The 19,496-nt window shown below is 64.2% G+C and carries 23 protein-coding genes; 11 read left to right on the top strand and 12 right to left on the bottom strand.

From position 1 onward, the window contains the following. Nucleotides 1-152: 152 nt before the first annotated feature. The 7 genes from ACQY5B_RS08185 to ACQY5B_RS08155 all read left to right on the top strand — a co-directional run bounded on the left by ACQY5B_RS08185 (nt 153) and on the right by ACQY5B_RS08155 (nt 6,085). Entirely contained in the window at nt 153-806 is a 654-nt protein-coding gene (locus ACQY5B_RS08185; protein WP_420325651.1) for a Hint domain-containing protein, read from the top strand. Further along, nucleotides 755-1,027, top strand: coding sequence for a hypothetical protein (locus tag ACQY5B_RS08180; protein WP_420325652.1), 273 nt, complete (start codon nt 755-757; stop codon nt 1,025-1,027). Before ACQY5B_RS08185 ends, ACQY5B_RS08180 begins: the two co-directional genes overlap by 52 nt. 301 nt (nt 1,028-1,328) lie before the next feature. Next, complete coding sequence (locus ACQY5B_RS08175) at nt 1,329-2,258, top strand: Hint domain-containing protein (protein ID WP_420325653.1); 930 nt, start codon at nt 1,329-1,331, stop codon at nt 2,256-2,258. 119 nt (nt 2,259-2,377) lie between these two features. After that, nucleotides 2,378-2,713 (top strand): TM2 domain-containing protein, encoded by a 336-nt coding sequence (locus ACQY5B_RS08170; protein WP_305972162.1) that lies wholly within the window; start codon nt 2,378-2,380, stop codon nt 2,711-2,713. Between the two features lie 122 nt (nt 2,714-2,835). Beyond that, nucleotides 2,836-3,702, top strand: a complete 867-nt coding sequence (locus tag ACQY5B_RS08165) for a Hint domain-containing protein (RefSeq protein ID WP_420325654.1) — start codon at nt 2,836-2,838, stop codon at nt 3,700-3,702. 972 nt (nt 3,703-4,674) lie between these two features. Beyond that, nucleotides 4,675-5,616 (top strand): Hint domain-containing protein, encoded by a 942-nt coding sequence (locus tag ACQY5B_RS08160; protein WP_420325655.1) that lies wholly within the window; start codon nt 4,675-4,677, stop codon nt 5,614-5,616. A gap of 328 nt (nt 5,617-5,944) precedes the next feature. Then, on the top strand, nt 5,945-6,085 hold the full coding sequence (locus ACQY5B_RS08155; protein WP_420325656.1) for a hypothetical protein: 141 nt from the start codon (nt 5,945-5,947) through the stop codon (nt 6,083-6,085). 33 nt (nt 6,086-6,118) lie between these two features. On the opposite strand, the gene ACQY5B_RS08150 is transcribed toward ACQY5B_RS08155, so the two are convergent. The 11 genes from ACQY5B_RS08150 to yajC all read right to left on the bottom strand — a co-directional run bounded on the left by ACQY5B_RS08150 (nt 6,119) and on the right by yajC (nt 14,047). Further along, nucleotides 6,119-6,961 carry a cytochrome C gene (locus tag ACQY5B_RS08150; RefSeq protein WP_420325657.1) on the bottom strand — a complete coding sequence of 281 codons (843 nt, stop codon included), beginning with the start codon at nt 6,959-6,961 and terminating at the stop codon, nt 6,119-6,121. A 97-nt stretch (nt 6,962-7,058) separates the two neighbouring features. Further along, on the bottom strand, nt 7,059-7,598 hold the full coding sequence (locus ACQY5B_RS08145) for a DsbE family thiol:disulfide interchange protein (protein WP_420325658.1): 540 nt from the start codon (nt 7,596-7,598) through the stop codon (nt 7,059-7,061). Then, on the bottom strand, nt 7,591-7,749 hold the full coding sequence (ccmD, locus tag ACQY5B_RS08140; RefSeq protein WP_305971144.1) for a heme exporter protein CcmD: 159 nt from the start codon (nt 7,747-7,749) through the stop codon (nt 7,591-7,593). The genes ACQY5B_RS08145 and ccmD overlap by 8 nt, the downstream gene beginning before the upstream one ends. After that, nucleotides 7,746-8,495 carry a heme ABC transporter permease CcmC gene (gene ccmC, locus ACQY5B_RS08135; RefSeq protein ID WP_420325659.1) on the bottom strand — a complete coding sequence of 250 codons (750 nt, stop codon included), beginning with the start codon at nt 8,493-8,495 and terminating at the stop codon, nt 7,746-7,748. The genes ccmD and ccmC overlap by 4 nt, the downstream gene beginning before the upstream one ends. A 71-nt stretch (nt 8,496-8,566) precedes the next feature. Continuing rightward, entirely contained in the window at nt 8,567-9,223 is a 657-nt protein-coding gene (gene ccmB, locus ACQY5B_RS08130) for a heme exporter protein CcmB (RefSeq protein WP_069208533.1), read from the bottom strand. Beyond that, nucleotides 9,220-9,834, bottom strand: coding sequence for a heme ABC exporter ATP-binding protein CcmA (gene ccmA / locus ACQY5B_RS08125; protein ID WP_420325660.1), 615 nt, complete (start codon nt 9,832-9,834; stop codon nt 9,220-9,222). Before ccmA ends, ccmB begins: the two co-directional genes overlap by 4 nt. A gap of 179 nt (nt 9,835-10,013) precedes the next feature. Then, the gene (locus ACQY5B_RS08120; RefSeq protein WP_305971141.1) at nt 10,014-10,367 is read right to left on the bottom strand and encodes an Mth938-like domain-containing protein; all 354 of its coding nucleotides are present in this window, start codon (nt 10,365-10,367) and stop codon (nt 10,014-10,016) included. Nucleotides 10,368-10,376: 9 nt separating this feature from the next. Further along, complete coding sequence (locus ACQY5B_RS08115) at nt 10,377-11,126, bottom strand: sulfite exporter TauE/SafE family protein (RefSeq protein WP_420325661.1); 750 nt, start codon at nt 11,124-11,126, stop codon at nt 10,377-10,379. Beyond that, nucleotides 11,119-12,087: a protein translocase subunit SecF gene (gene secF / locus ACQY5B_RS08110; protein WP_420325662.1), complete on the bottom strand. Its 969-nt coding sequence runs from the start codon at nt 12,085-12,087 to the stop codon at nt 11,119-11,121. The genes ACQY5B_RS08115 and secF overlap by 8 nt, the downstream gene beginning before the upstream one ends. A gap of 1 nt (nt 12,088) precedes the next feature. Further along, the gene (gene secD, locus ACQY5B_RS08105) at nt 12,089-13,753 is read right to left on the bottom strand and encodes a protein translocase subunit SecD (protein ID WP_420325663.1); all 1,665 of its coding nucleotides are present in this window, start codon (nt 13,751-13,753) and stop codon (nt 12,089-12,091) included. Nucleotides 13,754-13,759: 6 nt separating this feature from the next. After that, nucleotides 13,760-14,047, bottom strand: a complete 288-nt coding sequence (yajC, locus tag ACQY5B_RS08100; protein ID WP_420325664.1) for a preprotein translocase subunit YajC — start codon at nt 14,045-14,047, stop codon at nt 13,760-13,762. Between the two features lie 560 nt (nt 14,048-14,607). Here yajC and ACQY5B_RS08095 point away from each other — a divergent pair. The 4 genes from ACQY5B_RS08095 to lfb1 all read left to right on the top strand — a co-directional run bounded on the left by ACQY5B_RS08095 (nt 14,608) and on the right by lfb1 (nt 17,808). After that, nucleotides 14,608-15,246, top strand: coding sequence for a trypsin-like serine peptidase (locus tag ACQY5B_RS08095; protein WP_420325665.1), 639 nt, complete (start codon nt 14,608-14,610; stop codon nt 15,244-15,246). Nucleotides 15,247-15,330: 84 nt separating this feature from the next. Next, nucleotides 15,331-16,623 carry a serine--tRNA ligase gene (gene serS, locus ACQY5B_RS08090; RefSeq protein WP_420325666.1) on the top strand — a complete coding sequence of 431 codons (1,293 nt, stop codon included), beginning with the start codon at nt 15,331-15,333 and terminating at the stop codon, nt 16,621-16,623. Nucleotides 16,624-16,654: 31 nt separating this feature from the next. Then, nucleotides 16,655-17,356 (top strand): TspO-related membrane protein, encoded by a 702-nt coding sequence (locus ACQY5B_RS08085; protein ID WP_420325667.1) that lies wholly within the window; start codon nt 16,655-16,657, stop codon nt 17,354-17,356. 80 nt (nt 17,357-17,436) lie between these two features. Next, on the top strand, nt 17,437-17,808 hold the full coding sequence (lfb1, locus tag ACQY5B_RS08080) for an LIC10280 family protein (protein ID WP_305971132.1): 372 nt from the start codon (nt 17,437-17,439) through the stop codon (nt 17,806-17,808). A gap of 178 nt (nt 17,809-17,986) precedes the next feature. On the opposite strand, the gene der is transcribed toward lfb1, so the two are convergent. Further along, the gene (der, locus tag ACQY5B_RS08075) at nt 17,987-19,459 is read right to left on the bottom strand and encodes a ribosome biogenesis GTPase Der (protein ID WP_420325668.1); all 1,473 of its coding nucleotides are present in this window, start codon (nt 19,457-19,459) and stop codon (nt 17,987-17,989) included. Nucleotides 19,460-19,496: the final 37 nt, after the last annotated feature.

Genomic DNA, 19,496 nt, shown 5'->3' with positions numbered 1-19,496 from the left:
CCGGGATTCGGCCCGCCCGGCGTCCCCCCTTTCACTCGATAGCTCCGGGAAATGACGGCTTACTGTCCGCCCACAGCTTTGGATTCAAATCCGATTGACGTTGCCAACTGTTGCAGTAACGTGCCGGTGTTTATCCAATATTGTGGGAAAAAATGCCCGATTTCAATTACGTGCAGGATTTCGTCTATGATCCGGCAGGCACGCAAATCAACAATTCCATCGCTGGCGGATCCCTTGCGGATGAAGACAACGACGACCAGTTCGAAACCGGCGATCAGAACTTTTCGACCAACGATTACGTCGGCACCATAACGGTCGGTGGCATTAAAATGCCGGTGTTCCAGCGTCCCGATGGCTCGCATCACGTGTACAACCCCGGTCCGGGATGGGTTACTCCCCGGGCGAGTTTTCCGGGGGCGACTTCGGGCGCGCATCTCTTCTGTTTCGCGGCCGGAACGCGGATTTCGACCCCTGACGGCACGGCCGCTGTCGAGGATCTAACCATCGGCGGCTACATCCTGACGGAGGATGGCCGCTGTGTTCCCGTGAAATGGATCGGGCGTCAGACGGTACGCACGGCATTTGCCGCGTCGAAGCGACAATTGGTCAGGCTTCGCGCAGGCTCGCTTGGCCATGGACTGCCAAATGCCGACCTGACCGTGACCGCCGACCACGGCATGGTGCTGGACGGATACGTCATCAACGCGTCCGCGCTTGTGAACGGCGACAGCATCAACTGGGTGCAGAGCGCGGAATGGACAACAGCTACACCGTCTACCACGTCGAAACCGAAGAGCATGACGTGATCCTCGCCAATGGCGCGCCTTCGGAAACCTTCATCGACTACCGCGACCGCCGCGCCTTTGACAATTTCGACGAATACCTGGACCTGTATGGCTGCGAGCGGATCATTCCCGAGATGCCCGCCCCCCGGATCTCCAGCGCCCGCCTGGTCCCGCAGGCCATCAAGAATCGCCTGGCCGGAACCGACGCCCCATCCACCCGGCAAAAGGCGTGGTGCGCCTAATCGGATCGCGTTCGGAATGAAACCGGGATGTATCGAACAGGGCGGCCTGCGGCACGACGCGCCGGGGAACCTGGCCAAGTCGCATTCGGCACCGGGGTGGGACTCGGGCCGGGCATCGCAGATCGCCTCATGATCATCTGAAAGCAGAAACGAGCACCGAAACGGGCGGGCCGTAGTCTTCGCCCTGATTGAGGTCGGTGTCCCGGTACGCGCGCAATGCGAACGAACACGGATTTTTCTTTGCCCCTCAAAGCTCCTGTCTTAAGGTGCCACTGTTAATTATTAACAAAGAGTAAAGAGTATGCCGACCGAACATACTGTCATCGTATGGGAAAGCACCCCCACGGATACCTCGCCGAATATTCTGACCGTCGGCGAAGACCTGATCGCCTCTGTCCTTACCTTTACGGATGTCGATGATAGCGGGACACTCGCCGTTGGGGATAGCGTGGGCGGCGAAGCGATCACATATATAGAAATAGTCGATCTCACTTTGAGCGTCAGCGGCCCCGTTTCCGTCTGCGCCGTGCAGACACCCTCGACCATCTATCTCATCCCCTTGGATGGCTCCACGCCGACGGCAGAAGTGTTTACGTCAATCGAAAGCTACACGGGCGTTTCCTCCGCCGACATATCTCTGATGTGCTTCCTGCCCGGCACCCGAATCAAGACCCCCCAAGGCGATGCAGCCGTCGAATGCCTGAAGATCGGGGACCTGATCGCCACGGCCGATGGCCGGCAGGTGCCGGTCAAGTGGATTGGGCGCCAGACGGTCCGGCCCCTGCTCTCGCGTAAGGGCGCGCAACCCGTCCGCATCCGTGCAGGTGCCCTAGGCGATGGCCTGCCCGATGCCGACCTGACCGTGACCGCCGATCATGGCATGGTTCTGGATGGACATGTCATCAACGCCTCGGCGCTGGTGAACGGGTCGACCATCGACTTTGTCCCGTTGGGCGAACTGGTGGACAGTTTCACCGTCTACCACGTCGAAACTGAGAACCACGACGTGATCCTCGCCAATGGCGCGCCTGCCGAGACGTTCATCGACTACCGCGACCGCCGCGCCTTTGACAATGTCGACGAATACCTGGACCTGTATGGTTGCGAGCGGATCATTCCCGAGATGCCCGCGCCCCGGATTTCCAGCGCGCGGCATTTGCCGATGAATACAAGGGGGCGCCTCGGCATCGGACGTCTCCCCAGCGACACGGGCGCCGCGATCAGCGCCTGACCGACACGCGGCAGGACATGCAGATTTTGGGGGCTTTTCCCCATTGCCCCCATATTCATGCCGTATTTCCCCTGCATCGAGCATGTTCATATGCATTTCAGACTCCCAGGAGACCCGGATTGGAACTTTCCACGCAACAGCAAATGCTGGTCGAACAAAAACTGGCCAACGAAAAGAAGTCCTCGACCACGGCCTATCTGCTATGGTTCTTTCTCAGCGGGTTTTCGGCCCATCGCTTTTACCTGGGCCGCGCCGGCACCGCCATTGTCCAGATGATCCTGTTCTGGGGCGGGCTGCTGCTGGCCTATTTCATCATCGGAATCCCGATGCTGCTGGCCTTCGTGATCTGGTGGATTGTCGACGCCTTCCGCATCGGCCCGATCATCGCACAGGACGCCGAGGCCAAGCGTACGCGGATCGCAAGCGAAGTCGCCCTGACAACACGGGCTGACTGACGTTCCCCGACATCGGGGCGCCTGCGAAGTTTCGCGCGGCGCCCCCTTGATTGCGACCGGGAACCGAACCTAACCTGCGGACACCCGCCCGCTTGTTACTATTGGTTCCAGAGGATTGTCTCGTGTCGCAAAGCTTTACCCATATCTATGTCGTCGGCGGGGTCGATGGCCTCGGCAATTATCAGCTGCAGGGGCCGAACGCCATTTCATCAACCGTCAGTGACGGCGCGGACGGCCTCAACGACACCAGCACCGCAGTTGGCGACAATGTCACATGGACCGTGTCCAGCGTGCTGACCAGCGGTCCCTATGAATTGGTGGGGCTGACCGTCGACGGCGATCCGGTCCTGTTCAACGGCTCCTCCGCCTATGTCGCCTCGAACGATCCCAGCCTGGGGCCGGGCGTCGTGGCGGCCTCTTCGGATACGACCTACACCTACTGCTTTGCCGCCGGCACCCGCATCGCCACCCCGGAAGGTGAGACCCCGGTCGAGATGCTGGACGTCGGCGCCCCCGTCCTGACGGCGGCGGGCGATGTGGTCCCGGTCCGATGGGTCGGTCGGCAAAGCCTGCGCGCCACGCAGGCCCGGCTGGTCCGCATTCGCGCCGGCGCCCTGGGGCACGGTCTGCCCCACAGTGACCTGACCCTGACCGCCGATCACGGCATGGTTCTGGATGGCCGGGTGATCAATGCCGCCGCGCTTGTCAACGGGGACACGATCAACCGGGTGTCCGTCGCGGACCTGTCCACGCGCCTGACCGTCTACCATGTCGAGACAGAGGCTCATGACGTGATCCTTGCCAATGGCGCGCCCTCGGAAACCTTCATCGACTACCGTGACCGCCGCGCCTTCGACAATTTCGACCAGTACCTGGAGCTATATGGGGTCGAGCGGATCATCCCGGAAATGCCCCTGCCCCGGGTCTCGTCCGCGAGGATGCTCCCTGCAGAGGTGCGCCTTTCGCCAGGGCTGCGGCACAGCGCCTGATAGCGCCCACCCCTTTTTGACGATTGACAGACCCCGTCACCCTTATGGTTGGCGGGGTCTTTCGGTCCTGATGAAAACGGATGACCGGGTTTGCCCGTGTGCCAGATTTCGGTTTCGATCCGACGCGTCGCCCCAATAACAATCCATCTGCGCCAGGTCGATCAGCGCCCGGACGGCGCGCCCCATGTCCACCGTCCGGGCCGAGTCACATCGCCGCCAGTTTTCCGCAAGTAGCGGCGGAGGCATTTGCCGACTGCCTGGCCGCAGGCACCAGTCCCAGAACAAGCACCTGAACCTCATCCGGCGTCAAACCTTCATCGGCGTGTGATCGTCCTCGTGAGGGAGTGCACGCAGAAACCACGCCACCCGGCGGCGTTCAGACGATGCCCCTGCGTCGTGGCGGCCAATGCCCGCTTGTCCCCGAGGTCACTCCTCCGGTGTCGTCACGGGTCAAGACGTCGGGCCTTACGTTGAACGCGGCCTTCGCGCACCCCATGCCCAGAATCCCTATATCAATACTTCATGACCCGAGCTTGTACCGCAGGTCCATAACCCCAGAAGTCACACCTCACCCCCTACTACTTTAGGATGAGTTGCCAATTCCACTATTCGGAATTGCCACAGGAAAGCGTGCTGAAGGCAGGCAGGCAGGACATTCATGACATTCATGCAAAAATTTTGTGACCAACTGGTAAAATTCCACCATTATCCGATATGCGGCATAACTATACACTTCGAAGCATAACCGCATGTGTATAGGACACATCCAAAAGTATATTTAAACTCTTAGTCCAAAATGCAGTTTTTTGCATTGACTGTCGGAAAACCGCTGGGCTAACTCTCGTTAAGAGGGAGCTAGTCTAGACCTTCCCGAAGGTGCGAGGGGCAATCTTCGGGGCGTTCAAGGGCGTGTTTTCAAGACGGGGCTGTTCAGAGTCCTGGTCGATCAGGTGTGACGAATAGGAGAATTTCATGTCCACGATAAACCTTGATGATGTCTATACCGATGGCAGCCTGATCGGTCTGTCCGTCGGCCAGTTGATCAACCCGACAACATTGCTGGACTTCAGCAGCCCGGAGTCGCCCGCATCGATCACCGATGCCAACGACACGTTCGAGCAGACGGACGACGGCATCACCACGTTCAACGGCGATCCCATCGACTACATCGGCCATGGGACCGCATCGGTTCTTGGCCTGCTTGACCCCAAACCCTTCGTTGCGTTCGACGCCGGCGGTCAGACCTATTTCTGGTTCCCGGAAGGCAAGCCTGCCCTGGGCGCTGTCACCACCACCTTCGACCTGACCAGCACCGGCGACTATGCCTACTGCTTTGCGGACGGCACGCTGATCGCCACCCCCGAAGGTGAGCGCAAGGTCGAGGACCTGTCCATCGGCGACAAGATCCTTACCGCAGACGGTTCGGAAACCACGGTCAAATGGCTGGGCGTCCAGACGCTGAACGGCGTCCTTGGCGAAGCATCCAGGCAGATGGTGCGCATCAGCGCCGGCGCGCTTGGCGAAGGCCTGCCCCACAGCGACCTGACCGTGACGGCCGACCACGGCATGATCATCGACGGACTGGTCGTGAATGCCTCGGCCCTGGTCAACGGTTCGACCATCGACTTTGTGCCGGCCACCGAACTGGGTGCCCGCTTCAAGGTCTACCATGTCGAGACCGAAAGCCATGAAGAGATCATTGCCAACGGTGCGGCGGCAGAAACCTTCGTCGACTACGCAGCGCGCAAGAACTTCGACAACTACGAAGAATATGTCGCGCTCTACGATGGTGTGGAACGCCTGATCCCGGAAATGTGCAAGCCGCGCGTTTCCTCCAGCCGGATGCTGCCCGCACAGCTGCGCGCGAAACTGGGTATGACCCCCCCTGTCACCCAGTTCCGCAAGAGCGCCTGACCCCCAATACGCCCTAGTCTTCCGAGGAGCGTTACGTACAACAGGCACTCTGGACGGGCTCTGCGATTTTTCGCAGGGTCCGTTTCTTTATTATTGGCGCCAGGTAGCCAAGTCCTTTTACCGGCCCGAAGTGTCCGCGCTCGCAAGGCGCCCATCCTGCGCCGACCTGCGGATCGGCCGAGGGATGCCCATTTCACGGACAAATTTGCAGGTTTCCGCGCATATCCTGCGCACTGGCGGATTTCCTGACCTGCGCAACGCGCAATTCCCCCTGTAATTCAGCCTCGAAACCCCATGTCTTGGTCAGAAAGACAAACGAGGCAGACTCATGAAAACCCTGACCATTCTCCAGGCCGCAGCCTTGCTGATGTTGGCAGTGATCGGTGCCTATGCCGAGCAGGACGACAGCACACGACCCTGCGTCGCACCCCAGCAGGCCACCGCACAGGTAGAGACCTGCGATCTGTGATCACAGGCCCCTTTTCCGGTCTGAATGTCCGGTTCAGCCCGCGTCGGGCAATGGCGGCAGGCTGCGCAGGTAGAGGATGATGGCCGAGAGATCGTCCCCCGTCATCCGCGCAAGGTATCCATAGGGCATCGGTGGCATCATCGGGCTGCCATCGGGCCGCACTCCCTTGACGATCATGTCGGCCAGTTCGGCGTCGGTATACCCTGCCAGCCCGTCTTCATGCGAGGTCAGGTTGGCGGCAACGGATGTACCCCAGGGGCCGTGGAATTCAAAGCCGCCAGCGCCCAGGCGGGTGTCCAGCATCGGCCCCTTCTCTCCCATCGGGGTATGGCATTCCATGCAATGCGCCACCGGCCCGGCCAGGTAGGCGCCGTATTCGACGGTTACCGCCTGCTGGGGGTGGGGCACGCTGTCGATGGGCGGGCCATAGGCCGGTGGCAGCGGGATGTTGTAGGTGCTCTTGCCCGGATCATTCTCGACAGCGGGCACGGTGCGCAGATACATCACCATGCTCATCACGTCGTCATCCGACAGGCCCCGGTACATGGGAAAAGGCATCGGCGGACCGATGATCGTGCCATCGGGGCGCAGCCCCTCGCGGATCGCCCGCGCCAGTTCGACATCGGTCCAACCCGCCACGGCCCCGGCGGGCGTGATGTTGGGGGCAATGGCGGTAAAGGCCGGGTTCTTGTCCACCAACCGTCCGGCCAGGTTCTGATCCATCACCGGGCCCTGCGGTCCCATCGGTGTGTGGCAGTTGCCGCAGCCCGCCGGTCCTTCGACAAGGTACCGGCCGCGGTCGAGGCTTGGCTCTGCCTGCGCCACGGCCCCGGACATCGCCAGCGCCAGGCCCAGGCCTGTCAATCGTCGAAACATGGTCTTCTCCCTGAAAAATCGCTTCTTTTTTGTAGACAAACGACTCGCACGCGGGGCGAGTGTAGCGCCTTCCAAAGAAGTTCCTCAGGGAAATCTTTTAGCGGCCGAGGGCCTCGTTCAGCTCTGGCAGGAACCTCTGTTCATAGTCCGAGCCCACAAGCGGGCCGACGAACTTGAACAGCACGGTGCCGTCTCCGTCCAGAATGAAGGTCTCTGGCGGGCCGGTCACGCCCCAGTCGATCGCCGTGCGCCCAGCCGGATCAAAGGCCACCGCCATGAAGGGATTGCCGTCATCGGTCAGGTACTTGGTGGCGTTGCCAGCCTGGTCCTTGAAGTTGACGCCGACGACACGGATGCCCTCTTCGCGCATTTGCAGCAGGACGGGATGTTCGGCGCGGCAGGGCGGGCACCAGCTGGCCCAGAAGTTGACAACGGTCACCTCTCCGCCCGCCAGAATCTCTGGCGTGATCGCCGGATAGCCCGGCAGCGCGGCATCGGTCATGGCCGGCGCGGGCTTGCCCTCGAACATGGATTCCAGCTTGTCCGGATCCTCGCGCCCAAGGCCGAGATAGAACAGCGCGCCAAGGGCCGCAAAGATCAGCGGCGGCGCCACCATGAGGGGAGAAACCTTAGCCATTCTTCTTCTGTCGCTCCTCGATGCGCTGCAACTCTGCCTTGACCCGGCGCGACCGCAGCACGCTGACCACGATCAACAGAACGATCAGGACCAGCGAAACCGCGTAGGACGACAGCACCGTGCCCGCGTATTTGCCCAGTTCCGGCATCATGCGCTGCGCTCCCGTGCAATGAGGGCGCGCGACCGGCGTGCCCGGATTTCCGTCTGTGTCCGCAGCAGGACCAGCGCCAGGAACAGAAGGACGAACCCGATCCCGGACACCAGCAACGGCATGAAATAGACGTTCGAGACCTTCTCGGTGGTGTCCGTTCCCGTCACTGCCCCCGCGCGCAGCACCGACGAGCCCTGGTGCAGACCCTGGTTCCAGAATTGCACCGCGTAGCGGCTGAGCAGCGCGAAGACCGAACCGACGAGGCAGAGGATCGAGGTCAGGTCGGCGGCGGTATCGTCATCCTCGATCGCCTCCCAGAGCGCCATGTAGCCAAGGTAGAACAGGAAGAGGATCAGGAAGACCGTCAGGCGCGGGTCCCAGGCCCACCAGGTGCCCCACATGGGCTGCCCCCAGATCGCACCGGTGACAAGACCGATCACCGTCATCGTCGCGCCGATGGGCGCCGCGGCGCGGGCGGCCAATGCACTGACATGGTGGCGCCGCACGATCCAGATCAACGAGGCCAGAAGCATCATCAGCCAGGCATTGATCGCCATCATCGCGGCGGGCACATGCAGATAGATGATCTTGACGGTCGAGCCTTGCCGGAAATCCTCGGGCGTGAAGAAGAACCCCCAAACCAGCCCGGTGACAAGGCAGATCACCGCGGCCACCGTCACCCAGGGCAAGAGCACATCCGCGGTGCGGATGAACTTGACCGGATTGGCGTATTCCCAGATCGACATGGTCCTTGGCCTCCCTCTCGCAGGGTTACAGCGCAAATATCGTGCGGGCGCAATACGTCACGGGCGCGCGCTCACCTTAGGTTGATCCGCAGGACCGCCGCGCTGGCAAAGGGCAAAAGCGCCGCGACACCGAAACTGATCCCCGCCAGCATGAGGAGCGGCGTCTGCACCGCCAGCCCCTCGGCCCCGCGCCGCGCGACCTCGGCACCAAAGATCAGCGTCGGCACGTATAACGGCAGCACCAGCAGCGACATCAGAAGACCACCGCGTTTCAGCCCCACGGTCAGCGCCGCGCCGAAGGTGCCGATGACCGACAGCGCGGGCGTGCCAAGCGCCAAGCTGACAAACAGCCACAGGTAGCCCGGCCCGGCCAGGTTGAGCAGCACCCCCAGCGCCGGCGCGGCCAGCACCAGCGGCAGGCCCGTGGTGATCCAATGCGCCAGCGCCTTGACGCTGACAATGCCCTCCATCGGCAGCGGCGCGGTGGCGAGCAGATCAAGCGAGCCGTCCTCCCAATCCAGCGCAAAGATCCGGTCAAGCGAGAGCAGGCAGGCCAAGAGCGCGCCGATCCAAAGGATCCCCGGCGCGATCCGGGTCAACAGGTCGGTCTGCGGTCCAACGCCGAAAGGCACGAGCACGGTCACGATCAGGAAGAAAGCCAGGCCAAGGCCGAACCCGCCTCCGGCCCGCACCGCCAGCCTCAGGTCGCGTGTCAAAAGCGCGATCACAGAAAGGCCTCGTCCTGTAGCGCCGCGCGCGGTTGTGCACGATAAGGCGTCACGTCGAAATCATCCGCCTCGGGAATGCCCAGGTCGATATGGGTGGCCATCAGTGCCGACCCGCCCTGCCCCAGGTGCGCGCGCACCGCCTCGGCGAACAGGGCGACCGATGCGGTATCCAGCGAGACGGTCGGTTCATCCAGAACCCAGACGGGCCGCCCGGTGACCATCAGCCGCGCCAGCCCCAGCCGCCGCTTCTGCCCCGCGGACAGCGTGCCTGCCAGCCGGTCCTCCAGCGTTTCCAGGTTGAAGGCGGACAGCGCCGCGCCGATCCCCTCGGTGCCAAAGACCCGCGCCCAGAAGTGCAGGTTCTCCCCCACGCTGAGCATGGATTTCAGCCCGTCCGCGTGCCCGGCATAGGTGATGCGCTCTCCGGCGCCGCTAACCTCTCCGGCCAGTGCCGGCTGCAATCCCGCCACGGTACGCAAAAGCGTCGTCTTGCCCGCGCCGTTGGGCCCCCGCAGCACCAGCGCCCGGCCCGGTGCCAGCGCAAAGCTCACCCCGTCCAGCACCGGCACGCCGCCCCGGGCCACCGTCAGATCGCTTGCCGTCAATTCCATGCCTTGCGGCTTACCCCAGCGCGCGCGCCCGCAAAAGCCCCAAGCGCGCGCCGCGACGCGATGCCCTGCACCGCCTTTGCGCGGGTGCCTGTTTCTTTGGGCCTGAAATACTCCGGGGGAGTCGATCGAAGGGAGACGGGGGCAGAGCCCCCACCCGCAACTGCCCCCAAGCGCGGCGCTCAGACCGGCAATGCGGCCAGTGCCACCCGGCGGCCTTCGCTCAAGAGGACGTTGTAAGTGCGGCAGGCCGAGGGCGAATTCATTGCCTCGACGCCCAGCCCGGCCTCTTCCAGCCGGTCGCGCAGGGCCTTGGGCAGATGCGCGGTCTCTGCGCCCGTTCCGACAAAGATCACGTCGACATGGCCGATCATGCTCAACAGCGTCTCGTGATCCTCGAGCCCGCCCCAATCGGCACGGCCCCGATCCCAGATCAGCAGAGCGCCTTCGTGAACCTCGCCGCCGACACGGAAGAAGCCGGGACCATAGCCGTCGACCGGCAGCGCATCGGTGAATGTGATCTCGTTCAGTCGCATGGTGGCTTCCTACTCCCAAATGGGCAGCCCGGACAAGGCCGCCAGTGCGATCAGGACATAGGCGATGCCGCGGTAGAAACGCTCCTGCTCCGGTCGGAACAGCCATCCTCCCAGCATGTTGCCCGCCATGTTCGGCAGCGCCATGAACAACCCCAAAAGGGCAAAGCCCGGTTCCAGCCTGCCGAAAGCGCCCATGTAGCCCACCAGCAGCAGGTCATAGGACAGGAGAAACAGCAGAATCGTCGCGCGGATGATCCGCACCGGAAGCGGCCGCGACATGTAGAACAGGATCACCGGCGGCCCCGGCAGGCCCGCCACGCCGCCCAGAATCCCGGCCGCGCCGCCGATCCCCGTCACCATCCGCCGCCGGACCGTGCCGCGATAGCGCAGCCCAAGCGACAGGATCCCCAGCATCGCAAGTGCCAGCAGGCCAACGGCCATTTGAAAGATCTCGGGCGGGATTCGGGTCAGCGCCCAAAGTCCCAGCGGCAGACACAACAGGCAGCCAAGCACCAACCGGCCCAGGTCGCCGCGATCCACGTCATTCCAGGCGCGGCGCAGAATCGGCAATGGACCGAACAGGTCCATCAGGGTCATCGTGAGGATTGCGCCGAAAGGGGGCAGAACCTGTGCCGCCACCGGCAGGAAAACCAGCCCCGAGCCGAAGCCGGTAAAGCCACGCACCAACCCGGCGAGAAAAGCCGCCAGGACAATCCAGCCCGTCTCCATCGGAGACAGGCTGAACCATGCGTCAGGCATCAATGTCGCCGAACTGGTTCCCGGTGGTGTCCGAGGGCTTGGACCAGTCGCGCTTCACGCCAAGGCGCAGCAGCATGATCGAGGCCACGAAGATCGACGAATAGGTGCCGACGATCACGCCCCAGGTCATCGCAAAGACAAAGCCGCGGATCACGTCGCCGCCCAGCACCAGCAGCGCGATCAGCGCCAGCAGCGTCGTGGCGGAGGTCATGAAAGTCCGGCTCAGCGTCTCGTTGATCGAGAGGTTGAGCACCTCCTTGAGGTCCTTGGACTTGTACTTGATCAGGTTCTCGCGCACCCGGTCGAAGACCACGACCGTATCGTTCAGAGAATAGCCGACGATGGTCAGCAGCGCCGCGATGATCGCCAGGTCGAACCGGATCTGAAGCTCGGAGAAGATGCCGATCGTCAGGATCACGTCATGTACAAGCGCCACGACCGCACCCAAGGCGAACTGCCATTCGAAGCGTAGCCAGATGTAGATCAGCACCGCCCCGATCGCCAGGGCCACGGCGATGGCCGCCGTGCGGATCAACTCGCCCGAGACCTTGGGGCCGACGGATTCGACCGAGACGAACTTGATGTCCGGAGAGATTTCCAGCAGTGCCGCCTCGGCGGTCTCGATCACCTCGGTGCTGACCGCCTCCTCGCCGTCCTGTGCGCCGATGCGGATCATGGCGACGTTCTGTTCCGGGCCGAAGTTCGGGTCGAAGACCTCGGAGATCACGACGTCGCCCAGTTCCAGCGCCGCCAGCGCGTCACGATAGGCGCCCACGTCCACCGGCTGCGCGCTTTCGGTCCGGATGGTGGTGCCGCCGCGAAAGTCGATGCCGTAGTTCAGCCCACGCACCCCGAAGCTGGCCAGCGCCAGCAGGATCAGGAAAACCGAGATGCCCAGCCAGAGCACCGGCCGCGAAAAGAAATCGAAGTTGGTCTGTTGGGGTACCAGTCTCAGGCGCATGTCAGACCTCGATCGTTTTCGGACGGCGGCGTTCGAACCAGATGACGATCAAGAGCCGCGTGACAAAGATCGCAGTAAAGACGGAAGTCAGGATGCCGAAACCCAGCGTGACGGCAAAGCCGCGCACCGGGCCGGACCCAATGACGTAGAGGATGACTGCCGTGATGAAGGTGGTGATATTCGCATCGACGATTGCGGACAGGGCCTTTTCATAACCCAGTTCAATCGCCCGCGCCGGACCGCGCGCAGTGCGCAGTTCCTCGCGGATCCGCTCGAACACCAGCACGTTGGCGTCCACGGCCATACCCACGGTCAGAACGATGCCCGCGATGCCCGGCAAGGTCAGCGTGGCCCCGATCATCGACAGCAGGCCAAAGATCAGCCCGATGTTCAGGATAAGCGCGACGTTGGCGAAAAGACCGAAAAGCCCATAGCTGAGGCCCATGAAGACCAGCACCGCGCCAAAGGCCACCATCGTCGCGATCTTGCCCGCGTCGATGCTGTCCTGCCCCAGTTCCGGGCCGATGGTCCGTTCCTCGAGGAAGACCAGTTCCGCTGGCAGGGCGCCGGCACGCAGGAGGACGGCCAGCTGGGTCGATTCCTCGACCGTGAAATTGCCGGTGATGATGCCGGAGCCGCCCGCGATGTGGGCCTGGATGACGGGGGCGGAAATCACCTCGTCGTCCAGAACGATCGCAAAGGGCGAACCGATGTTCTGCGCGGTATAATCGCCAAAGCGCCGCGCCCCCGAGGGGTTGAAGCTGAAGTTCACCGCCGGGCGGCCGTTCTGGTCAAAGCTCGGCTGCGCGTTGGTCAGGTCCTCGCCGGTGACGACGGGCGCCTGTTCGAGGATGTAGTAGACGCCCTCCTGGTCCAGCGAGGGCAGGATCTCGTTTCCGACGCCGGGGCGTTCGCTGCCATCGGACGTCCGGCTGACCACGGGCTGAAAGGTCAGCTGCGCGGTGGTGCCGATGATCTCTTTCAGTTCGGCGGCGGACCCGATGCCCGGCACTTGGATCAGGATACGGTCGAACCCCTGGCGCTGGATCGTCGGTTCGCGGGTGCCGACCTCGTCGATGCGGCGCCGGATGATCTCCAGGCTTTGCTGCATGGTGCGGTCGTCGAGCGCCTGGCGTTCGGCCTCGGACAGGGAGATGACCAGAACGTCATCCTCGCCGCGCACCTCCAGGTCCGTGGACCCGGCCCCGGTGAGCGAGACCACCGGTTGCGCCAGCGTGCGCACCAGTTCGATGGCCCGGTTCATGCCGGCGGGTTCGGAGATCTTGATGCGCAACTCGCCCAGGGGGGCGTTGGGTTGCAGGCGGATGGTGCCCACCTCGTCGCGCGCATCGCGCAGCAGGTCGCGGACCTCGGGCCAGAGCGATTCCATCCGCGATTGGTAGACGTCCTGCACCTGGACCTCTGCCAGCAGGTGCGCGCCGCCGCGCAGGTCCAGCCCCAGGTTCACCAGCCCCGAGGGCAGGAACGACGGCCAGCCGGCGGCGAGTTCACGGTTTTCGGACGTATCGAACCCCGCTTCGATGGCCTTGACGGCATCGTTGTGGGTTTCGACCCGCGAATAGAATGCGTTGGGCATGGCGAGCAGCAGGCCGACCACGACGGTGGCCCAGATCAGCACGCGCTTCCAGAGATCGACCTGCAGCATGCCCGATCAGCTTTCGGCCGGTTCGGTCTTGGACAGGACCTGCGCGATGGTCTGCTTGACCACGCGGACCTTGACGCCCTCGGCCAGTTCGACCTCGATTTCCTTGTCGTCCTTGACCTTGGCAACCTTGCCGATCAACCCGCCCTGGGTGACAACCTGGTCGCCGCGGCGCAGGGCCTCGACCATTTTCTGATGTTCCTTCATCTTTTTCTGCTGCGGACGGATCAGCAGGAAATACATGATCGCGAAGATCAGGATGAGAGGAAGAAACTGGCCGATTGCGCTTGCGTCCATTGGGGATGCTCCTGTTGGATTGCGGCGGGGCACCCCCCGCGAAATTTGGCCGGAACCTATGCGCGGTACTGGCCAGATGCAAGAAGGGCCCGCCCCCTGCGCGCATTTGTTTCCCGGCCAGGGCGTCGGTTTTGCATCCGCCCCGGCTCAGGTGGGCGGGATCGTCCCCCGGGTGCGCGCGGATCGGGTCAAAGACGAAGGCCCCCTCGTCGTTCACCCCGCCAGCAGCGCCGGGGCCGGCTTGCAGAACGGCACCGGTAGCCCCGCCAGCAGGATGATCGACCGTGCCTCATCCTATTCGGCCAAGGCCGCAGATTCGGCCAAGGCGCGCAGAGCGCCCCTTTCGATGATGTCGCAGGCCTCCCGGGTCAGCGCGGCGGCCCGAGTGGATCAGGAAAGTGTCTGTCAGGAACTCCATGCGTTTCCCTTTGTGGCATAAAAGGAGCCCGGCATCGCCCCGGCGCCCGTGGTGAGAATTCGCCGCCTTGCCCAGGCGCCGCGCGCCGCCTACCTTGGCTCTTGCGAACAGGGCCAAAGCGAAAGGCCACCTCATGCTCCGCATGGCTCTGACATTGCTGCTGGTGCCCCTGCCCCTTCTGGCGGGCGAGCCCTCGATCGGGCGGTTGAACACCGCCGGCTACCGCATGACAGAGATGTGCACCGCCACGCTGATCGCCCCGGACCTCGTCCTGACCGCCGCCCATTGCGTCACCCGGCCAGAGGACGGCTATCTCAAGCGGATCGCGGACATGGTTTTTGTCGCCGGCTGGGATGGCGAGGACCATACCGGGGCCGCCCGCATCCGCGAGGTCCGCGTTCACCCAAAGGCCTATGCCGATGGCGGGTTCGACCTGCGCCACGATATCGCCCTGGTCGAACTGCAAGACCGGCTGGAGCCGCCGCCCTTGGCCCTTGGCAACGCGGCCCTGCCCGGCCCCCTGACGCTGATGGGATATCGCCGCTCGCGGCCGCACAGGCTGACGGTGACACCGCTCTGCTACGGCGACGCCTATCGCGGCATCTGGCGCATCGGCTGCCGGGTGGAGCCGGGGCAAAGCGGCGGGCCGGTCATGGCGGGCGAAGGCGCGGCACGGCGCATCGTCGCGGTGATCGTCGCCGTCACCCGCGATGAAGAGGCGCTGGCGGTGCCCGTGGACGGCTGGCTGCGGCGGGAATTCGCGGCAGCGGACCGGGATTGACACAGGAGCCTCGCTGCCCCTCTACCTTCCTTAATCAAGATGGGGCATAACCCCCGCGACTCACACTACCTTCTGGAGGATACGATGCACGACATCCGCGCCATCCGCGAAAACCCCGCCGCCTGGGATGCGGCTCTTTCCCGTCGCGGGGTTGATGCGATGTCGTCGCAGGTCCTCGACCTGGACCGCGCCCGCCGCGCGGCCATCACCGCTGCCGAAGAGGCACAAGCCGAGCAGAACCGCGCCTCCAAGGAGGTCGGCAAGGCCAAGGCCAGCGGCGACGAGGCAGAGTTCGAGCGCCTGCGCGCGCTGGTCGCGGCAAAAAAGGCCGAAGTCGGCGAGATGCAGGAAAAGGCCAAGAGCCTTGACGCCGAGCTTGAGGCCCTGCTGGCCGGCATCCCCAACCTGCCGCTGGCAGAGGTGCCCGAAGGCGCCGACGAGAACGACAACGTCGAGATCAAGCGCTGGGGCACGCCCCGCAGCTTTGATTTCACCCCGAAGGAACATTTCGACCTCGACGGCGTGAAACCGGGCATGGATTTCGAGGTGGCCGCGAAACTCTCGGGCAGCCGTTTCGTCGTGCTCTCGGGCGCCGTCGCGCGCATTCACCGTGCGCTGGCCCAGTTCATGATCAACACCCACGTCGATGAGAACGGCCTGACAGAGACATGGACCCCCGTGCTGGTGCGCGAGGAGATGATGTATGGCACCGGCCAGCTGCCCAAGTTCGGCGAGGACAGCTACAAGACCACCAATGGCTGGTGGCTGATCCCAACGTCCGAGGTCACACTGACCAATATCGTCAACGGGCTAATCGTGGACGAGGATTACCTGCCCCGCCGATATACGGCGCATTCGCAGTGCTTCCGCTCCGAGGCCGGCTCGGCGGGCAAGGACACCTCGGGCATGTTGCGCCAGCACCAGTTCGAAAAGGTCGAGATGGTTTCCGTCACCCATCCGGACAAGTCGCTGGAGGAACACGACCGCATGACGGCCTGCGCCGAGGGCATCCTGGAAAAGTTGGGCCTGCCCTATCGCACCGTGGTGCTGTGTACCGGCGACATGGGCTTCGGTGCGCAGAAAACCCATGACATCGAGGTCTGGCTGCCGGGTCAGGACACCTACCGCGAGATCAGCTCTGTCTCGACCTGCGGCGATTTCCAGGCCCGGCGCATGAACGCGCGCTTCCGTCCCACGGCCGGTGGCAAGCCCGAATTCCTGCACACGCTGAACGGCTCGGGCCTCGCCGTCGGGCGTTGCCTGATCGCGGTGCTGGAAAACGGCCAACAGGCGGATGGCTCGGTCGACCTGCCCGAGGCGCTGCATCCCTACCTGGGCGGCAAGACCCGGCTGACCGCCGAGGGTACCTTGGCATGAGCCCGGTGCCCCCCTGTCCGGAGGCGGTCTCTTGACCCGCCTCTGGGCCCTCCTGTGTTTCCTGGCCGCGCTCTGTTTCGCGGCTTCGCCTTGGTTGGTGCCCGGGTTCAACGGGTACGAGCCGTCGCAATTCCCGGTCGTTCTGGAAGACCCGCCGGTGCAGCCCGCGGGCTATGCCTTTGCAATCTGGGGCCTGATCTATGTTTGGCTGGTGATCGGAACGGGCTTCGGCCTGCTGCGACGGAGCGATGACGTCGATTGGGCGCCCATGCGTCCGCCGCTCTTTGCCAGCCTCGCCGTTGGCGCGATCTGGCTGCCGGTGGCGCAATGGTCCCCGGTGCTGGCCACGCTGCTGATCTGGGTCATGCTGGGCACGGCGCTTGTCGCGCTCTGGCGGGCGGGCGACACGGATCGCTGGCTGCAACAGGGTCCGGTGGCGGTCTATGCCGGCTGGTTGTCGGCAGCGGCCTGCGTCGGCACCGGCGTGGTGATCGGCGGCTACGGCTGGATGCCCCCCACCCCGGCGGCGCTGCTGTCGCTCTCGGTCTGCATGGCGCTCTCGGTGACCATGCAATACCGGCTCCACCGGGCGCCGGAATACGGCATGACGGTGATTTGGGCACTGGTCGGTGTGGTCGTGGCCAATAGCCAGCCCTTCAACGCCGCGGTCACGGGGCTCGCGCTGGTGGGCATGATCGCCATCCTGGGCGTGCGCGGAACGGACACGGAGTAAAACACGCCGGACCGCTCGGTTCTGGACAGCTGTCTGGCCGGCTCGTAGGCTGCGCGCATTCGGTTCAAGAGGTTTCCTCCATGCGCGCCCTTATTCTCTCTGCCTGCCTGCTGGCATTGCCGCTTGTCCCCGGTCCGCTCCCGGCCCAGGAAAGCCTGCCTATCGAAGGCGGCTCCGACATCGCCGGGGCCTACCGGGTCGCGGGCCGCAATCCGGATGGGTCCGCCTACAGCGGTACGCTCCAGTTGACCGGAAATAGCGCCCGTTACCAGCTGACCTGGACCATCGCAGGCCAGATCTTTCGCGGCACCGGACGGCTGGAAGGCCGCGTCCTGACGGTGGACTGGCAGGGCGACAGCAACCCGGTCGTCTACGTCCTGATGCCCGACGGTTCCCTGCACGGCACCTGGGCCGACGGTCTCGCCCTCGACCGGCTCGAACCGCTCCGCTAGATCGCCCAGCCTTCGCGCCGCGCAACCTCCACCAGAGGTGTCGCCGCCGGTTGCAGAGCGGCGCTCAGCCTGTCCATGGTTTCCCGGGGCCCGAACGGACAGGCGCAGCCTGTCCCAAGGGTCGGCGGGCGGGCGTCTTTGCGGCGCAGCCGCAAACAGTCCCGTCCCGGCGCCCGACTCAATCCTTCTTGGACTGCAACTTGCCCAGGTGCTTCTTCAGCGCGCCCGCGTTCTTCTTCTTGCGGCCCTTGTAGGGGTTGCGATCGCCCTGGCCGCGCATGGTCAGGCGGATCGGCGTGCCGGGCATGTCGAAATCCTCGCGCAGCCCGTTCACCAGGTAACGCGAATAGCTCTCGGGCAGCTTGTCGGGATGAGAGCACATCACGACGAACCCCGGTGGCCGGGTCTTGGCCTGGGTCATGTAGCGCAGCTTGATCCTGCGCCCCTGCGGCGCGGGAGGCGGATGGCGGCTGACCATCCCTTCCAGCCAACGGTTCAGCTGAGCGGTGGGCACGCGGCGGTTCCAGACATCATAGGCCTGCATGATCGCGGCCTGCAGCCGGTCCAGCCCCTTGCCGGTGCGGGCGGAAATCGTCACCAGCGGCGCGCCGCGCAGCTGCGGCAGGACATGTTCGAACTGCTCGCGCAGCCACTTCAGCTTGTCCTGCTTCTCGTTCTCTACGTCCCACTTGTTGACCGCCACGACCACGGCCCGCCCCTCGCGCTCGGCAAGGTCGGCGATCTTAAGGTCCTGGGTCTCGAAGGGGATGGCCGCATCCAGCAGCACCACCACGACCTCGGCGAATTTCACCGCGCGGATGCCGTCGGAGACCGAGAGTTTCTCCAGCTTGTCTTGGACCTTGGCCCGGCGCCGCATGCCTGCGGTGTCGAAGATCCGCATCGGCACCCCGCCCCAGTCCATCTGGACCGAGATCGCGTCCCGCGTGATCCCCGCCTCCGGCCCGGTCAGCAGCCGTTCCTCGCCCAGGATCGCGTTCACCAGCGTCGACTTGCCCGCGTTGGGCCGCCCCACCACGGCGATCTGCAGGGGCTTGTCCCGCGTGGGCAGTCGCATGTCGCCCTCACCCGCCTCGGCCTCTTCCTCGCTCAGCGTGACCTCGACCTCGGGCGCCTCCGCGGCGGCGCGCGCCTCGAATCCTTCGGACAGGGGCAGAAGTGCCGAGTAGAGGTCGTTCATGCCCTCGCCGTGTTCGGCCGACAGGCGGATCGGCTCGTCCAGACCCAGCGAATAGGCCTCAATCACGCCGGCATCGGCAGCCGATCCCTCGGCCTTGTTGGCCGCAAGGATGACGTGCTTGGCCCGCTTGCGCAGGATCTCTGCAAAGACCTCGTCATCGGGCAGGATGCCCGCCCGCGCGTCGATCAGGAACAGGCACACATCCGCCTCGTCCACCGCGCGTTCGGTCAGCCGACGCATCCTGGCGGGCAGCGACTCGTCGGTCTCGTTCTCAAGGCCTGCGGTGTCGACCACGGTGAATCGCAGGTCGCCCAGCCTGGCCTCGCCCTCGCGCAGGTCACGGGTCACGCCCGGCTGGTCGTCGACCAGCGCCAGGCGCCGCCCGACGAGACGGTTGAACAGGGTCGACTTGCCCACGTTGGGGCGGCCGACGATGGCAAGAGAGAAACTCATGGCCCGGCTCCAAGGATCAAGGGCGCCGCTTAACGCA

The organism is Antarctobacter sp. (assembly GCF_965277915.1).
In the GTDB taxonomy this organism is placed as follows: domain Bacteria; phylum Pseudomonadota; class Alphaproteobacteria; order Rhodobacterales; family Rhodobacteraceae; genus Antarctobacter.
Note: the sequence above shows the minus strand (reverse complement) of the source record. Positions and strands in the feature narration are given on the sequence as shown.

Excerpts from the sequence above, each read along its gene's own strand:
- ACQY5B_RS08185 (WP_420325651.1), top strand. The coding sequence starts at position 153 with ATGCCCGATTTCAATTACGTGCAGGATTTCGTCTATGATCCGGCAGGC.
- ACQY5B_RS08180 (WP_420325652.1), top strand. The coding sequence starts at position 755 with ATGGACAACAGCTACACCGTCTACCACGTCGAAACCGAAGAGCATGAC.
- ACQY5B_RS08175 (WP_420325653.1), top strand. The coding sequence starts at position 1,329 with ATGCCGACCGAACATACTGTCATCGTATGGGAAAGCACCCCCACGGAT.
- ACQY5B_RS08160 (WP_420325655.1), top strand. The coding sequence starts at position 4,675 with ATGTCCACGATAAACCTTGATGATGTCTATACCGATGGCAGCCTGATC.
- ACQY5B_RS08155 (WP_420325656.1), top strand. The coding sequence starts at position 5,945 with ATGAAAACCCTGACCATTCTCCAGGCCGCAGCCTTGCTGATGTTGGCA.
- ACQY5B_RS08150 (WP_420325657.1), bottom strand. The coding sequence starts at position 6,961 with ATGTTTCGACGATTGACAGGCCTGGGCCTGGCGCTGGCGATGTCCGGG.
- ACQY5B_RS08145 (WP_420325658.1), bottom strand. The coding sequence starts at position 7,598 with ATGGCTAAGGTTTCTCCCCTCATGGTGGCGCCGCCGCTGATCTTTGCG.
- ccmD (WP_305971144.1), bottom strand. The coding sequence starts at position 7,749 with ATGATGCCGGAACTGGGCAAATACGCGGGCACGGTGCTGTCGTCCTAC.
- ccmC (WP_420325659.1), bottom strand. The coding sequence starts at position 8,495 with ATGTCGATCTGGGAATACGCCAATCCGGTCAAGTTCATCCGCACCGCG.
- ccmA (WP_420325660.1), bottom strand. The coding sequence starts at position 9,834 with ATGGAATTGACGGCAAGCGATCTGACGGTGGCCCGGGGCGGCGTGCCG.
- ACQY5B_RS08120 (WP_305971141.1), bottom strand. The coding sequence starts at position 10,367 with ATGCGACTGAACGAGATCACATTCACCGATGCGCTGCCGGTCGACGGC.
- ACQY5B_RS08115 (WP_420325661.1), bottom strand. The coding sequence starts at position 11,126 with ATGCCTGACGCATGGTTCAGCCTGTCTCCGATGGAGACGGGCTGGATT.
- secF (WP_420325662.1), bottom strand. The coding sequence starts at position 12,087 with ATGCGCCTGAGACTGGTACCCCAACAGACCAACTTCGATTTCTTTTCG.
- secD (WP_420325663.1), bottom strand. The coding sequence starts at position 13,753 with ATGCTGCAGGTCGATCTCTGGAAGCGCGTGCTGATCTGGGCCACCGTC.
- yajC (WP_420325664.1), bottom strand. The coding sequence starts at position 14,047 with ATGGACGCAAGCGCAATCGGCCAGTTTCTTCCTCTCATCCTGATCTTC.
- ACQY5B_RS08095 (WP_420325665.1), top strand. The coding sequence starts at position 14,608 with ATGGCTCTGACATTGCTGCTGGTGCCCCTGCCCCTTCTGGCGGGCGAG.
- serS (WP_420325666.1), top strand. The coding sequence starts at position 15,331 with ATGCACGACATCCGCGCCATCCGCGAAAACCCCGCCGCCTGGGATGCG.
- lfb1 (WP_305971132.1), top strand. The coding sequence starts at position 17,437 with ATGCGCGCCCTTATTCTCTCTGCCTGCCTGCTGGCATTGCCGCTTGTC.
- der (WP_420325668.1), bottom strand. The coding sequence starts at position 19,459 with ATGAGTTTCTCTCTTGCCATCGTCGGCCGCCCCAACGTGGGCAAGTCG.